Source organism: Stenotrophomonas sp. GbtcB23 (genome assembly GCF_019091045.1).
Lineage (GTDB): Bacteria > Pseudomonadota > Gammaproteobacteria > Xanthomonadales > Xanthomonadaceae > Stenotrophomonas > Stenotrophomonas rhizophila_A.
This window is the reverse complement of the sequence record NZ_JAGXKC010000710.1, coordinates 1-234: the sequence shown is the minus strand read 5'-3', so window position 1 is coordinate 234 and position 234 is coordinate 1. Positions and strand designations below refer to the sequence as shown.

Annotated in this window: 1 pseudogene; it reads right to left on the bottom strand. The window is 76.1% G+C overall.

The window, feature by feature from the left end:
- A pseudogene (locus KVS69_RS20660) lies at positions 1-234 on the bottom strand (DUF3488 domain-containing protein); the annotation flags it as partial.

Here is a 234-nt window from a genome sequence, read left to right as displayed (position 1 = left end):
CAGCGTAGCGCGCGTGATCGGAACGCTGGCTGAGCGGAATCAACGCCGGGTCGGGACGTTGCCGGGGGACGCGCTGCGCCCGCTCCGTGGCGGTCTCCGCAGGTTCCCGGGCCAGGCCAAGCCGCGCGTAACGCCGCCCCAGCCGGTGCCAGGCCCGCAGCAGGGGCTCGCGCTCGCGCTCCCCTCGGGCCAGCAGCCGTGCCATCCAGCCTTGCGCGCCGCCTGCGGAGGCAA